A 12,789-nucleotide genomic window follows, 5' to 3' on the forward strand; every position below is an offset into this window, starting at 1 on the left:
AAGACCGCAGACTCCCGCCCACGACCAGCACGAGCACCCCGGAGAACCGTCACGCCAGCCCCTCCGACCAGCACGTTCGAAGATGGCGAAGGCTCTCTGTCGGATGCCAACTGGTGCCACTCATGGCCGCATCCGTTGATGCAGGACCGTGCCCGCCGACGTGCATCCGCGATACTCAAGACCTCGACCAGCAGCCGGAACGCCTTGGTTCGCTCGTAGACGGGATCCAATCTGGCGATCTTTCCCAGCTGATGTTCGATCCGTCCGCCCGTGATCAGCACTGCCGGGGTGTGGGTTGGCCGGATCCCGGACCGGCGGATGGCCTCCGGGCCGTCGTCGCTGGTGGCGCGCGCCTGCACACAGAACTGGGCGAGATCCCGCAGCGCAAGAGACTGTTCGGCACTCGGCAGGTCCTCGAACCAGTCGATGCCTTGCGAGATGGGATGCAGCCCCTGCGCCAACTCATTCAGGATCTCCGCACGCTCGCGCATCAGCCCCCGCCTCCACGAGCCACCCAGACCGGCAGCCCGAGAGTCATCCAATCAGATCTTAAAGTGTGACTGGAGTACTAACTATCCCCTTCCCGCCCGGTGTCGGGCCGGCCTTGTCCTCGTGGCGGGTGTGGGTGCAACGGGGTGTTGCGCTGGGGATGCCACATGGGGTGTCGGCGTACACAGGTATGTGCTCAGCGGGGTACAGCCGAAGGTGCTCAGCTCGGCGGGGTTGGGTGCTCCAGGAATAAGCATGCGGCCGGCTGGAAGATGCCGGACACTTCATCGGGTGATCGTGATGCAGCCCGTCGTGGAAGAGACCACCCGCTGCGGCCGGCCGACCCGCGCGGCTCTTTTCTCCACGGACTGCTGACCCTCGACCCCCTTTTCGCAGTCGGCGGTCTGCGGGTGACGGATATGTCAACAGGCGTCACCTTCCTGCCCGGGTGCTGCGACGGGCTGGAGGACTGGCGGGACTGGCACCGGCTGATCAACGACGGCGGCCCGCTCTGGTTCGGCCACGATCCTGTGCCACCGCTCGCCGAACGCATCGGCGACACCGTTCGGCTCACCGTCGACAACTGCCGGCACGACAGCCCGCTGATCGAACTGCCCGTAACCAAGCTCGGCCGCCTTCTCGCCGACGCCGAACGCGACCTGGCCGACTTCTTCACACTGGCGGCCGACTGGGTCCCCGGACATCTGCCCGACCACGCCGACTCCGTTGCCGCCGCGCTCGCTCGACTTCTCGGACTGCCGGGTCCGGCCGCACCCCCAAAGGCATGAGCAACAGCAAGACAGAGCCGTGTGATCACCTACGGCGCAGTGGGCGCGTTCACGTGTGCCTGGCTGGGCAGTTCGACATGGACGCCGACACCGCCCAACGACCAAACCAGACCAAAGTCACGGTATTGGAACTGGACCGGTACTTCGCACGTGACATCATCCGGTCCGTGACCCCTTTCCGCCGGCGTCCTTCCGCCGCCCGTGTGCTCTTCGCGCTCTACGCCGTCGTCCTCGTGGCCCTGGCCGTGTGGCAGGCGCTCCAGCCGTGGAACGACCCGTTCGACAGCTCAGCCGCGCTGCCGGCTCTCGCCTTCGTCCTGGCCGCCCCGGGCGCGGTCATCCCCCTCGTCGCGAGCGGCATCGGCGGCATGGTGAGCGCCCCGGTGTTCAACGCGCTGGCCATTGTCGTCGCGCTCGCCGAAGCCGCCCTGCTGCACCGAGCAGTGCGCTCGCACCGGTCGAAGGCCGCTGCGAGCAGCGACACCGCACGCCGGGCGGATCCTGCCGCCTGAACAGCGGAGGCCGGGCGAAGCCCCTCCAGGTGGTCCGCATCCTGCGGCCCCGGCAACAGCTCCCGGCCCTCGCCGTAGCGGTGGTAGACCTGCGGCAGGAAGTGGCAGTAGGCCGTACTCAGAACTCGCTAACCGACGGCGAGCACGGCTTGTTCACCGCCAAGCTCCTGAAGACGCTGCGATCCGGTATTCCCGGAGGCGCACCACATCTCGACCTGATCGACGTCTTCCTTGAGATGCAACGACGCAGCGACGACAGCCACCCGCGCCCTCCCTTTCCTTAAGCGGAATGAGACAGGTTCGCTGCCTGTTCCGCAATCGCTCGGAGGAAGTCAACCTGTCCTCTCTGCACAGCTGCCTCATGACAGCTTGGCTGGCCAGGTCCCGGAACACTGTGAGATCCATATCCCGAGCGCGCGATCCCGCACCGCCGCATGCTGTTTACCGCCCTGGTGCTGCGCGACCAGGGCGCCCCATTGATCCGGCTCCGCTCAAGAACGCGGCGTGCCGCCGTGTACGGTCCCGCTGCTGGCGTTGCCGGTGATGAGCGCGTTGCCCTCGTCCTCGGCGGAGCGGTGTCAGCGCGTGGGGCGGGCCGGGGCCAGCTGGTCGAAGCAGTAATAGATGGCGAGGAGCGCGTGGGTGGCCAGCATCGCGACCGGGCTGATGTATGCCAGGCCGACGGTGAGCAGGTAACAGAGGCCGCCGATGCTGAAGCGGCGCATCGCGGTGCGCAGTGCCGCGGGGGGCACTGGAGTGTCCAGCAGCCGTGCGTCGCGCGTGAAGGCGAGGAAGAGCAGGGAGAAGGCGATCCCCATCGCCACCATGGTGGAGGCGTAGACGGCGGCCGCGGTGTGGGCGTCGCTGTTGTCGGCGGTGAGGTAGGTCGCGAGCAAGCGGGTAGGGAAGGGGATCACCGACACGGTGAGCAGCAGGAAGAGATTGGCGAACAGGGTGCGCCGGTCCACCCGGCGTGCCAGTGAGCACATCGCGTGGTGATTGATCCAGATGATGCCGATGACCAGGAAACTCACCAGATAGGCGAAATACGAAGGCCACTGGTGTGCGAGCGCGCTATTCAGGGAACCGCCCTGCGCGGCCTCCGGTTCCGGCACCTTCAGGTCCAGCACCAGGAGCGTGATGGCGATCGCGAACACGCCGTCACTGAAAGCCTCGAGGCGGTTCGTGCTGAAGTCGGCGGCTCGCTTCAGCGGTTCGGGCGGGGGTGCTTCCTCGGTGTTCACGTTGTCTCCAAGTCGGACTCTCTGGCAGCCGCGGTGGCGCAGGACCTGGATGACGAGGCGCTGTTTCGGGGCCGGGTCGACAGGGCCGACCACGGCGATCCGGACCCGCGTCCCCGGCGGGCGCAAGCGTACCGTGAGCTCGTCGGCGGCCCGCTCGGCACACCACCGCGGCCAAGCCGGTCGAGGGCGAGGCCTCCGAGCCCGGGAAAGAAGGGCGAGCAGCAGCCGGCGCCAGCGGAGTCGCCCATCGAGTGACTGAAGATCAACACGAAGCAGCAAGCAGCGCGGATCCTCCAGGCCGTCAAGCTGCGCGCCTTCGACCCGCACGGGCAGTGGCAGCGGATGCACGCCGCTGCTGCCGCGTTCCACATCGAGCACGGCCACCTCGACCCCACCGACGAGGCGAAGCACGCTCGGCGACGGGCGCCCCGCACAAGCACCTCCGGGCGGCGTACCTGGACACGATGGCCGCTCTCGGCGTCCCGCTCACGCTCGCCGACACCGACCCCGCCGCGTTCCTGGACGCCATGGCCAGCCTCAAGACCACCGGCGACCCGGCGGAGCCGGCGGTGCTGACCGCGATCAAGCAGACCGCGAAGGGCACCCGCGGCAAGATGCGCGAACGCCCGCGCGGGCACGGCTACAAGCCCGGCGAGCGCTGGGCGGCTCTGGAGCGGCCGACCTGGGACCCGCTGATGCGCGCCCTGGTCATCGACACCGCCACCGTCAACCTCCACCGCAAGCTCCGCAGGATGGCCGCCGACACCGGCCTGCACGCCTTCGCCGTCCTCTCCGACTGCGCCGTCTTCGCCTCACCCGGCCCCGGCGCCCTGGACATCCTCACCAAGCCGGACGCCACCCTCACCACCTCGCTGCGCCTTGGAGTGAGCCCCGGCCTGGTGAAGTTCGAGGGCTCCCGACCGATGGCCGAGATCACCGACCTCATCGCCGACGACACGAACCTGGCAAGGCACATCAAGACCGGCGGAGTCGTCTCCGCCGACGAGTAGCCTCGCGCGGCCCGCCTGCACCCGTCCGGAGGGCCACCCAGAGCACCCACTCGACGCCGTCCCGGCCGGGACGGCAGGAAGGACCTGATGCCCCATGAGCCGGGAGATCGACGAGGGCCTGGAACGCGCCAAGCGCACCCGCCCCATCCCGGTCCACCTGAACACCCGGGTCAAGTTCCTGCGGGAGAAGGTCGCCAAGAACGACACCAAGCGCCTTGCCCAGGCCGGCGGCGTCTCGGTGCGCACCGCCCAGCGCTGGGCCCACGCCCTGACCGCCCTCGCCGACGGCGAGCTGGCGGCCTGGCAGCCGCGGGTGAAGCAGCGGGTACGCCGCGACGCCGAGAAGAACGGGTTCACGCTCCACATCTCCGGGACGTTCGGCTTCGACGCCGGCCCCAACTCCACCGACGACCCCCGCGAACGGCTCCTGGAGAACCTCCGGATGCCCGGCAGCATCGCCCAGGCCCTCTACGCCGCCCGCGACCGCGGAGCCACCCAGGCCGAACAGGAGGAGATCCTCGCCGACGGCCTGCGCGACCACTACCTCCGGGCCGGCGGCGGCCGGCGCGGCTGGCGCGCGCCGAAGGTCGCGCTGAACAGCCTCAACTGGATGGACCTCGAGCTGTGGAAACCCGCGGGCGGCCACCGTGTCGCCGAGATGTGACTGAGCGCTTCAGTTGGCGGATGAGCGGTTGAGTTGGCGAGCTGAGTGTGCGGCATCGATGCCGATGGCGAGTCGGTCGGCGTGGTCGAGTAGTGCCTTCAGCTCGCGGTAGTGGGCATCCTGCAGGGGCAGATTCCGCAGGCCGGTGTGGCGGGTGGCGCGGATCTGGTCGGGGCTGACCCTGACCAGGAGTCAGGGATGGCCCAGGGCCGAAGCCGGGGTGATTCCCGATGCGCCGTCGGCTGGTCGAACGACACCATGATCGAGGACGTTCGACCGGCGTCCGATGAGCTCACCCGGAGTAGACCGATGAACGCTTTCAAGCGACGCCTCACCCCGCTCGCGCTGGCCGCCGCCGCGCTGGTCGCCGCCACCGCCACAGCCGCTCCGGCCCTGGCCGCTGGTGCGCCGGCCGTCCAGGCGGCCGCCGCCACGCAGAGCGCATCGCCGATCGGTGCCTCCGGGCTCAACACGACGGCCCTCGACGCGGCGGTCAGCCTGCACCCCGGCGACCGGGCGGGTGGTCAGCTGGCCCGGGTCAGCACCCCGGACCAGATCTGGCAGGGCAGCTCCTCGGACGCCTTCACCAGTCGGCCGATCTCACCCGACGCGCACTTCCACATCGGCAGCATCTCCAAGGCCTTCGAGGCCACGGTGGCCCTCCAACTGGCCGCCGAGGGGAAGCTCGACCTCGACCAGACCGTCCAGTACTACCTGCCCGGCCTCCTGCCCGACAGCTACCATCCCATCACCGTAAAGCAGTTGCTCAACCACACCAGCGGCCTGCCGGACATGCAGGCGGGAATCCCCAACCCCACCACCGACCAGCTGATCGCCGAACACCTCGACTACTTCACCCTCGACGACGTCATCCACTCCAGCCTGCACCCGGCGGACGGCTCGACCCCGCCCCTGCACTTCACCCCAGGCAGCAAGCAGGAGTACAGCTCGCTCGGCTACCGCATCGCCGCCAAGATCATCGAGCAAGTGACCGGCACCTCCTTCGGCGACGAGGTGACCAGCCGGGTGATCCGGCCGCTCCACCTGAACCACACATCCGTCCCCGAGGGCGACACCCGGATGCCCCGGCCGGCCTTACACGGCTACGTCATCGACTCCACCGGTCGGCCCGTGGACGTCAGCGAACAGGGCGACGACGCCACCGCCATCATCTCCACCGCACCCGACCTCGACCGCTTCATCACCGCCCTGTTCAGCGGCCGACTGCTCGCCCCCGAGCAACTCAACGAGATGTTCGCCGCCCCGCTCGACAGCACAGGCAACCCCCTCCACTACGCGGACGGCAGCGACTGCGACACCGGCCCCGCCAAGGGCACGGCCTGCTACGGCGCCGGTCTGAAGAGCGTCGCGCTGCCCGACGGCACCGTCCTGTGGGGCAAGACCGGCCACGACATCGGCTACGCCAGCGGCGTCTTCGCCACCCGCGACCTGAAGCTGCGCACCGTCTACGCCGTCGGCACCTCCACCGCCGACAACGGCGGCTCTCCGGCCGTCGCCAACCGCCTGATCGCCGCCCTGCTCACCCCGCCCCAGGCCACCACCGCCGCCCACTGAGACACCAGCCGTATCTGCCCCAGGTTCTGCCCACGGGCCCCGGGGGCTCCCCGTGGCTACTTCGCCGTGGGGAGCCCCCGGGGCCCGTGGGCAGAAAGCCTTCGGCAGCGCGGAGGTGGCTGAGGAGGGTGCTGCGCAGCCGGGCCGCGGCGCGGCTGAAGCGGAGGCACCTCCACCTTGTGCCTCGATGCGCTCAAGTCGCCAACTGAAGCGCTCAGTCACACGAGATTGTGACGGAGCACTGCATCTGGCGGATGAGCACCAGATCTGTCGGGCTGTGCGTTCCAGTTGGCAGGCAAGGTGGCTGACCTGTGACAAAGCCGTATCGCCTAGACGAGTAGATCCGATGTGATTAGTGGTCGTAGGCGATCAGCGAGCGGGTGACCGGTGCGCCGATCAGGTTGTTGTGCCAGATGCTGGCGGCCATCGCGAGGACCCGCTGGGTCACCCGGACGGCCACGCCCTCGAAGGTCCGTCCGCCATGTCGTTCCAAGTCAAGCTGCCCTTTGAGGGTGTCGTTGACCGACTCGATCAGCTGGCGGACCTTCTTGAGCATCGGCTCGCCGTATCGCTTCCTCTCGCGCTTGAGCGACGGCCGCAGGAGCTCGATGCCTTGCTCGGCGAGGTCCTTCTCGAACGGCTTGGACGCGAAGCCCTTGTCCGTGATGAGCAGGATGCCCTCGCGCTCGGTCACCAGATCGGCGTCGACCTCCAGCATCGCTGCCAGGACCTCGCGTTCGCCGATCTTAGGGTTGGCCAGTGCCCACATGATCGGCATCCCGGTCGGAGTGCACACCAGATACAGGCGCAGGCCCCAGAAGAAGCGGGAGTGGGAGGCGCAGTAGCCGTAGCCGGCCCAGCCGGCCAGGTTCGATCGCTGGACAGTCGGGCGCGACATTCCGCAGGGCACCGGGGTCGAGTCGGCGATCCAGATCGTGTCGCTCCAGAAGTCGCTGTCCATGGCGAGTTCGCGGACCATGCGCTTGAGCAGTGGAAGTGCTGACTTCAACCGCTTGCTGTGGCCCGGCCGTTGGGGCAGATAGGGGAACATGTCGGACAGGTTCTTGCGGGCGTAGCGCAGCCAGCGGGCTTCGGAGTGGTAGCCGAGCAAGGCCTGGGCGACCGCGAGACAGACGAGTTCGGAGTCGCTGAGCAGGGGCGGCCGTCCCATCCAGCGGGTTCCTCCGATCTCGTCGTCGATCTTCACGTAAAGTGCGGTCAAGAGGGTGTTCGGGTCGGTCGTCACAAACTGATCTTGGACACCCTCTGCCCTTTGGCGGGCCAGAACTTCGGATCTACTCGTCTAGGTGAGTGGGGTGTCCGGGGCCCGGTACTCGGGTGCGCGGTTCAGCCCTGGAGGGCGGTGAGCCAGTCGGTCAGCAGGCGGTTGACCTCGTCAGGGCGTTCCTGCTGGATCCAGTGGCCGCAGCCTTCCAACAGGTGGGAGGCGGACAGGGCGGGGAGGGTAGTGGGGTAGCTGTCGATGGCATCGGCCATCCAGGTGGTGGAGGCATCCAGGGTGCCGCCGATGAACAGGGACGGCTGCTTGATCGCGGCTCCGCGATGGGGGGCGAGGTCCTCCCAGTCACGGTCCATGTTGCGGTAGCGGTTGAGGGCGCCGGTCAGGCCGGTGCGCTCGAACTCAGCGGCGTAGACGTCGAGGTCGTCCTCGCTCAGCCAGGCGGGCAACGTGCCTGCGGGGAAGCGGTCGCGCAGCCGGCCGCCGTGGGGAACGAAGTGCGGGTCGGGCTCGCCCTGGGCGGGCATGGTGTCAGCGGACAGTGCCGCGTAGAAGCCGGAGAGCCAGCCCCGGACATCGGGCTCGATCTCCGCCTCGGCGCGGCCGGGCTTCTGGAAGTAGGAGACGTAGAACTCCTGCTCAGGGCCGCCGATCCGGCCGAAGACGTCGGTGGGGCGAGGACCACCCGGCGGGGCGTAGGGGACGCTCAGCAGGCCGACGGCGCGGAAGACTTCGGGGTGGAGCAGCGCCGAAATGGCGGCGATGTTGGAGCCCCAGTCGTGGCCGACGACCACCGCGCTCTCCTCGCCGAGGGCGCGCACCGCGGCGACGTTGTCCTGCACCAGGTCGAGCATTCGGTAGGCGTCGGTCGCGGCTGGCTTGGAGGAGCGGCCGTAGCCGCGCACGTCGATGGCAACCGCCCGGTAGCCGGCGGCGGCGAGGGCCGGGAGCTGGTGGCGCCATGAATACCAGGACTCGGGGAAGCCGTGCACGAGCAGGACCAGTGGGCCGGTGCCCTGCTCGACCAGGTGCAGGCGCCCGGCCGGGGTCCCGATGGTGCGGTGGCGGAGCTCGGCGGTCGGTTCGGGCTGCATGGGCTTCTCCTCGGTTCGCGGACGGACGCGGCTACTCGTCGATCATGCGGCGCGGCGGTCTCTCGACGCGATCAGCGTTGCCGTTCTGGCAAGATCGCAGCCCAGGACGGTTGGGCGGTGCGGCTGGAAGGAACGGAACGGATGGCAGGCGACGACCTGGACGGCACGCTGGCGGCGATGGGGCCCAGACTGCGAGCCGCGCGCGAGCAGCACGGCGCCACGCTCGCCGGTGTCCACTGTGCGACCGGCATCTCGCCGAGCACGCTGTCGCGGATCGAGACCGGTCGGCGCAAGCCCACCCTGGAGGTCCTGCTTCAGCTGGCGAAGGAGTACGGCGTCTCCCTGGACGAGCTGGCCGGCACCGCCCCCGCCCCCGCGGTCGAGCGCCGCAGCAGGGCGCCGCACAGCTTCGGGGACGACAAGGCGGTACTGCCGCTGACCCGGTACGTCGGCGGCTTGCACGCCCACAAGCACGTGCTGCCCGCCGTCGAGGATCCGCCCGTGCGGCCCCGGCAGGCCTCCCACGAGGGCTACGAGTGGCTGTGCGTCCTGTACGGGCGACTGTGGCTCGCGCTCGCCAACCAGGATCTCGTCCTGGCCGCCGGGGACGTCGCCGAGTTCGATACCCGCACCCCGCACGGGGTGGCGAACGCCGGCACCGGCGGGCCGGTCGAGTATCTGATCTTGTTCGGGCCGCAGGGCGAACGACTGCGGCCGCGGACCACGCCGGTCCCCGGCCGCGGGGCCTGGCAGTCCGGCGGAAGACCAGGGGCCTGAACTGCTCTGCGTGGCGGCCTCCCCGCTGAGCGCTTCAGTCGTTGAATTCCGCCGACTGAAACGTCACGCAGATCGGCGGGCCTTCGAGGCGCCGCCGCCGAGAGGGCGTCCGGTCACTTCTGGTGCGTTCCAAGGCAGTGAGGAGGCTGAACCAGCCCGTACACCTGCCGCTTCGTAGCGGTCGGTCGGCCTACTCGGCGAAGATGCCGATGGCGTTGGGGATCCGTCGTTCCTGGTCGTGGTCGAGGTGGTTGCGGACCGCGAGATCGCTGGTGTCCGGGTTGCGGGTGACCAGGGTGGCGGAGGCGCCGCCGTCCAGGTAGACGCCGTCGGAGCAGCCGAAACCACGCAGGGCTTGGGCGAGTTCGGTGAGAGCCATCCCGGTGGAGGTGCTCTCTCGGCCGTCCGTGGAGAGAAGTGTGAGCAGGCGGCCGTGGTCTGCCAGGCAGACTGCGGTGCGCGGCTCGATGTCGTGGGCGTCCAGCCCTGCCAGTGGCCTCCCGTCGCGCAGCATCGGATAGGCGCCCAGGGCGAAAGCGAAGGGCACCGGCCCGTTCGACGCGAGGCGGTAGTCCGTCACGACCGCCGTTCCGACCGGTAGGCCCGCCAGCACCCGGGCGCCGGCCTCGCGGCCGAGTAGCACGAGGCTGTCGGCGGGGATCGGACCACGGCCCGGGGTGGTGGAGGCCGACACGACGCGGCCGTGACGGACCGTCAGCTCCCAGGTGTCCGTGCTGCAGGGCGCCTTTCGCGACTCGTCATTCCCGCACACCGCGCGCTCTCGGGAGACCTCACCCCAGTCGGAGGTGAACACCCCGATCGAACCGACCGGCAGAGCGTACTGGTTCAGCCCGCCCAGCTCCCACGTACGGCCTGCGGCCTGCAGATGGCCCCCAAGTTCCAGACGTCCCGTGCGGGCCACACCGTCCACCCCGACCCCCAGCACGTCCTGGTCCGTGTCACCCGGAGGCGGCTGCCAGCCGAACCGCTGAGCCTGCGGGACCGCGGCCTTCAACGCCCGGCCGCGGTGGACGGCCGGGCCGGAGGGCGCCCCCGTCGCCTCGACACCCGGGTGCTGCTCCTCGGTGATGTCGAAGAAGTCCCCGTTCACGGCCGCGACCGCCCCGCGTTCGCCGGCCAGCCGGGTGAGCGGCGCCCGGGCGGCCACCGCACCGGGGTAGAGCAGGTCGGCCCGCACGCCGGGCCAGCTGAGGTCGGCCTGTACGGCGTACAGGCGAGCGGTGCCGTGCGGGGTGGGCACCGTCGTTTCCCTGTACGCGACTCCGGCCGCGAGCGGCACCCAGGGTGCGGTGCCTGCGAGGGCCTCGTCGGCAGACGACGCGGCTGGGCCGGCCGGGGCCAGGGCCATGATCAGGGCGACCGCGGATCTCAGGAGAGCCTTCACGCGCCCATGCTCGCGGCTGCCGCGGCCTGCCCGCAGCACTGCCTGAGGCGTGTCGCCACCAAGTGCCTGCAGGAGTGGTTCAGGGTGGGGGACAGGCGGGCTTGCCAGGGCGGGGCGATCCGCTCGCGGTGACACGGGCCCGGGTGTCCGGCGGTGTCCACACAGGCGGGCGGGTTCAGACTTCGATGCGCAGGGTGCTCCTCATGACCTGAACCTGGTACGGGCGGCTGAGTGAAAGCAGGTAGCACAGATCGAGTTCCCCGGTGGCCGGGTCCCAGGTGGTGAAGCGCCTGAGCGGGTAGGCGCCGTACGACCAGCCCTGGTTGGGATCCGGAGGCGGGTCCTTCTCGTGAATCCGGTCCATCCCGGGATGGTGCATGTAGGAGCCGTACGCCTTCGGTTGAGAGGGGTAGTCGACGTTCGGGTCGAAGAGCGGGACGTCCTCTGCAGTGGCCAACTCCCAGGGAGTCGAAGCGAGTCGAGCGACGATGGGGCGGGCCCGGGGATCGTCACCGCCCGGTACGGGGTCCTTGTCGGAAGCGTTGGTCAGCAAGAGCAGCCACCGTCGGAGCTCGTCGAGCCACATGAGCCCGATCGAGGTGTACTCGTCGTGAAACCACAGGTCCTTGGCTTGTCCGGCATCGGGCGACCATGGTTCGGACGAAGCACCGGTGTAGTACATCGTGTCCTGCAGGCGCGGAGGTGAACCGGTGAGGAGCGGTATCCAGGCCAGGCGGAAGTCCCCGCCGTGGTCGGCCCGCCAGCCGAAGCCGAGGATCACCAGACCGCTCTCGGCAGCGGTCGGCGGTAGGCCCGGCACGACGCTCTTGTCCACAAGCTGCGGCACCGCGCCGAAGAAGCGGTCCTCCCGGTAGGTGTAGACCAGTCCGCTGCACCGGATGCAGAACCGCCAGCCGCTCTGGTGGTTCGCATCGTCGGGAGGCGCATCGGGCGTGTCGAAGAAGGGCACGTGCAGTTCGGGGCCGACGGGCCGGTGGAGGCCGTCGCCGGCCGGGCACAGGTCCGGGGTGGCCGAGTACCCGGTGAAGACGGCCGCCGCGCAGTTGTCGCAGCGTTTCCAGGCTCCCTGTGTCCGGAGCCCGGATTCGTCGAGTGGCATCGCGTAGACGGCGGAGCCGACGCCGTCATGCGGCTGCCGCGTCGCCCAGCACACGCCACCCGTCGTGGCGGCCTCACCCGAGAAGAACAGCGCCTCGCAGGTGCGGCAGTGCCGCCACCCTGCCTGGCTGATGGGACTCGCACTGAGGTCGTGCGGCAGGATGAACGACAGGCCGAGGACCTGGTGGCTCTGCAGCGCGCCGCCCGGCCCGGTCGGGCACGCCCCGATCCGCGGGCTGAAGAGGAACTCGGTGTCGTACGGACCGGGCTTCGACGGGTCGGCCTTGCCGACCAGATAGGTGCCGAGCGTGGGATTGCCCGGTCGCAGCTGCTCCGAGTACTGCGGGGCGGAGATGTTGACGAAGGCGTAGGCGCGGCCGTCATGGCTGAAGGGGCCTCCGGGCCTCTCCAGGCTTTTGGTGATGCCCACCGGGGCGGTGGCGCGCATCGGATCGAAGTTCGACGGATCCCGCATGACGGGGTTCAGTCGGAACCCGCCTGCCGTCGACCGCGGGCAGGTCCCCGGCGTCGCCGCGCCGGTCCACAGCAGTCCGTGGCACCGGGAGCAGAAATGCCATTCGGGCTGGCCGGAGCTGGCGTCGGCGCCTTGTTCGCGGCTGGGCAGGTGGAAGATCCAGCTGTCGGGGGGATAACTGTGCTCTCCCCCGACCGGGCAGACCGTACCGTCGGTGGCGCCGTGGGGAGCCCAGAAGAGTCCGTGGCAGTTTCCGCAGTAGCGCCAGTCGGGTTGACCGGTGGTGTCGGTGGCGCCCTGCACATTGAGCCTTCGCCATCTTCGAACGTGCTGGTCGGAGGGGCTGGCGTGACGGTTCTCCGGGGTGCTCGTGCTGGTCGTGGGCGGGAGTCTGCGG

The 12,789-nt window shown here is 69.5% G+C and carries 13 protein-coding genes; 6 read left to right on the forward strand and 7 right to left on the reverse strand.

The genetic code is table 11. The annotated features are described in order from the left end of the window. Positions 1–491: DUF5958 family protein (locus tag ACZ52R_RS42845; protein WP_465755508.1), on the reverse strand; the 491-nt coding region annotated here is incomplete at its 3' end. Positions 492–908: 417 nt separating this feature from the next. Here ACZ52R_RS42845 and ACZ52R_RS42850 point away from each other — a divergent pair. Beyond that, positions 909–1,277 (forward strand): hypothetical protein, encoded by a 369-nt coding sequence (locus ACZ52R_RS42850; RefSeq protein ID WP_465755509.1) that lies wholly within the window; start codon positions 909–911, stop codon positions 1,275–1,277. Further along, positions 1,274–1,789: a hypothetical protein gene (locus ACZ52R_RS42855; protein WP_465626416.1), complete on the forward strand. Its 516-nt coding sequence runs from the start codon at positions 1,274–1,276 to the stop codon at positions 1,787–1,789. Before ACZ52R_RS42850 ends, ACZ52R_RS42855 begins: the two co-directional genes overlap by 4 nt. A 128-nt stretch (positions 1,790–1,917) precedes the next feature. On the opposite strand, the gene ACZ52R_RS42860 is transcribed toward ACZ52R_RS42855, so the two are convergent. Together ACZ52R_RS42860 and ACZ52R_RS42865 are read right to left on the reverse strand one after the other, a co-directional pair. Next, a complete protein-coding gene (locus ACZ52R_RS42860; RefSeq protein ID WP_465626414.1) occupies positions 1,918–2,052 on the reverse strand; it encodes a hypothetical protein in 135 nt (44 codons plus the stop codon). A 315-nt stretch (positions 2,053–2,367) separates the two neighbouring features. Next, a complete protein-coding gene (locus tag ACZ52R_RS42865) occupies positions 2,368–3,411 on the reverse strand; it encodes a TMEM175 family protein (protein ID WP_465665335.1) in 1,044 nt (347 codons plus the stop codon). A gap of 86 nt (positions 3,412–3,497) precedes the next feature. On the opposite strand from ACZ52R_RS42865, the gene ACZ52R_RS42870 reads away from it, so the two are divergent. From ACZ52R_RS42870 to ACZ52R_RS42880, 3 genes are all read left to right on the forward strand, one after another. Continuing rightward, entirely contained in the window at positions 3,498–4,043 is a 546-nt protein-coding gene (locus ACZ52R_RS42870) for a hypothetical protein (RefSeq protein WP_465755510.1), read from the forward strand. A 94-nt stretch (positions 4,044–4,137) separates the two neighbouring features. After that, entirely contained in the window at positions 4,138–4,707 is a 570-nt protein-coding gene (gene tpg / locus ACZ52R_RS42875; protein WP_465755511.1) for a telomere-protecting terminal protein Tpg, read from the forward strand. A gap of 309 nt (positions 4,708–5,016) precedes the next feature. After that, on the forward strand, positions 5,017–6,282 hold the full coding sequence (locus tag ACZ52R_RS42880; RefSeq protein ID WP_465626406.1) for a serine hydrolase domain-containing protein: 1,266 nt from the start codon (positions 5,017–5,019) through the stop codon (positions 6,280–6,282). Between the two features lie 352 nt (positions 6,283–6,634). Here the strand turns inward: ACZ52R_RS42880 and ACZ52R_RS42885 are convergent, their stop codons facing one another. Together ACZ52R_RS42885 and ACZ52R_RS42890 are read right to left on the reverse strand one after the other, a co-directional pair. Further along, a complete protein-coding gene (locus ACZ52R_RS42885; protein ID WP_465755512.1) occupies positions 6,635–7,528 on the reverse strand; it encodes an IS982 family transposase in 894 nt (297 codons plus the stop codon). A gap of 101 nt (positions 7,529–7,629) precedes the next feature. Next, positions 7,630–8,616 carry an alpha/beta fold hydrolase gene (locus ACZ52R_RS42890; RefSeq protein WP_465626402.1) on the reverse strand — a complete coding sequence of 329 codons (987 nt, stop codon included), beginning with the start codon at positions 8,614–8,616 and terminating at the stop codon, positions 7,630–7,632. 141 nt (positions 8,617–8,757) lie between these two features. Between ACZ52R_RS42890 and ACZ52R_RS42895 the strand changes: the two genes are divergently transcribed. Continuing rightward, positions 8,758–9,393 (forward strand): helix-turn-helix domain-containing protein, encoded by a 636-nt coding sequence (locus tag ACZ52R_RS42895; protein ID WP_465755513.1) that lies wholly within the window; start codon positions 8,758–8,760, stop codon positions 9,391–9,393. 190 nt (positions 9,394–9,583) lie between these two features. Here the strand turns inward: ACZ52R_RS42895 and ACZ52R_RS42900 are convergent, their stop codons facing one another. Further along, positions 9,584–10,798, reverse strand: a complete 1,215-nt coding sequence (locus ACZ52R_RS42900; RefSeq protein WP_465755514.1) for a phosphodiester glycosidase family protein — start codon at positions 10,796–10,798, stop codon at positions 9,584–9,586. A 175-nt stretch (positions 10,799–10,973) separates the two neighbouring features. Then, the gene (locus ACZ52R_RS42905; RefSeq protein WP_465755515.1) at positions 10,974–12,365 is read right to left on the reverse strand and encodes a hypothetical protein; all 1,392 of its coding nucleotides are present in this window, start codon (positions 12,363–12,365) and stop codon (positions 10,974–10,976) included. Positions 12,366–12,789: the final 424 nt, after the last annotated feature.

The sequence above is a fragment of the Kitasatospora sp. NPDC034023 genome (assembly GCF_055575795.1).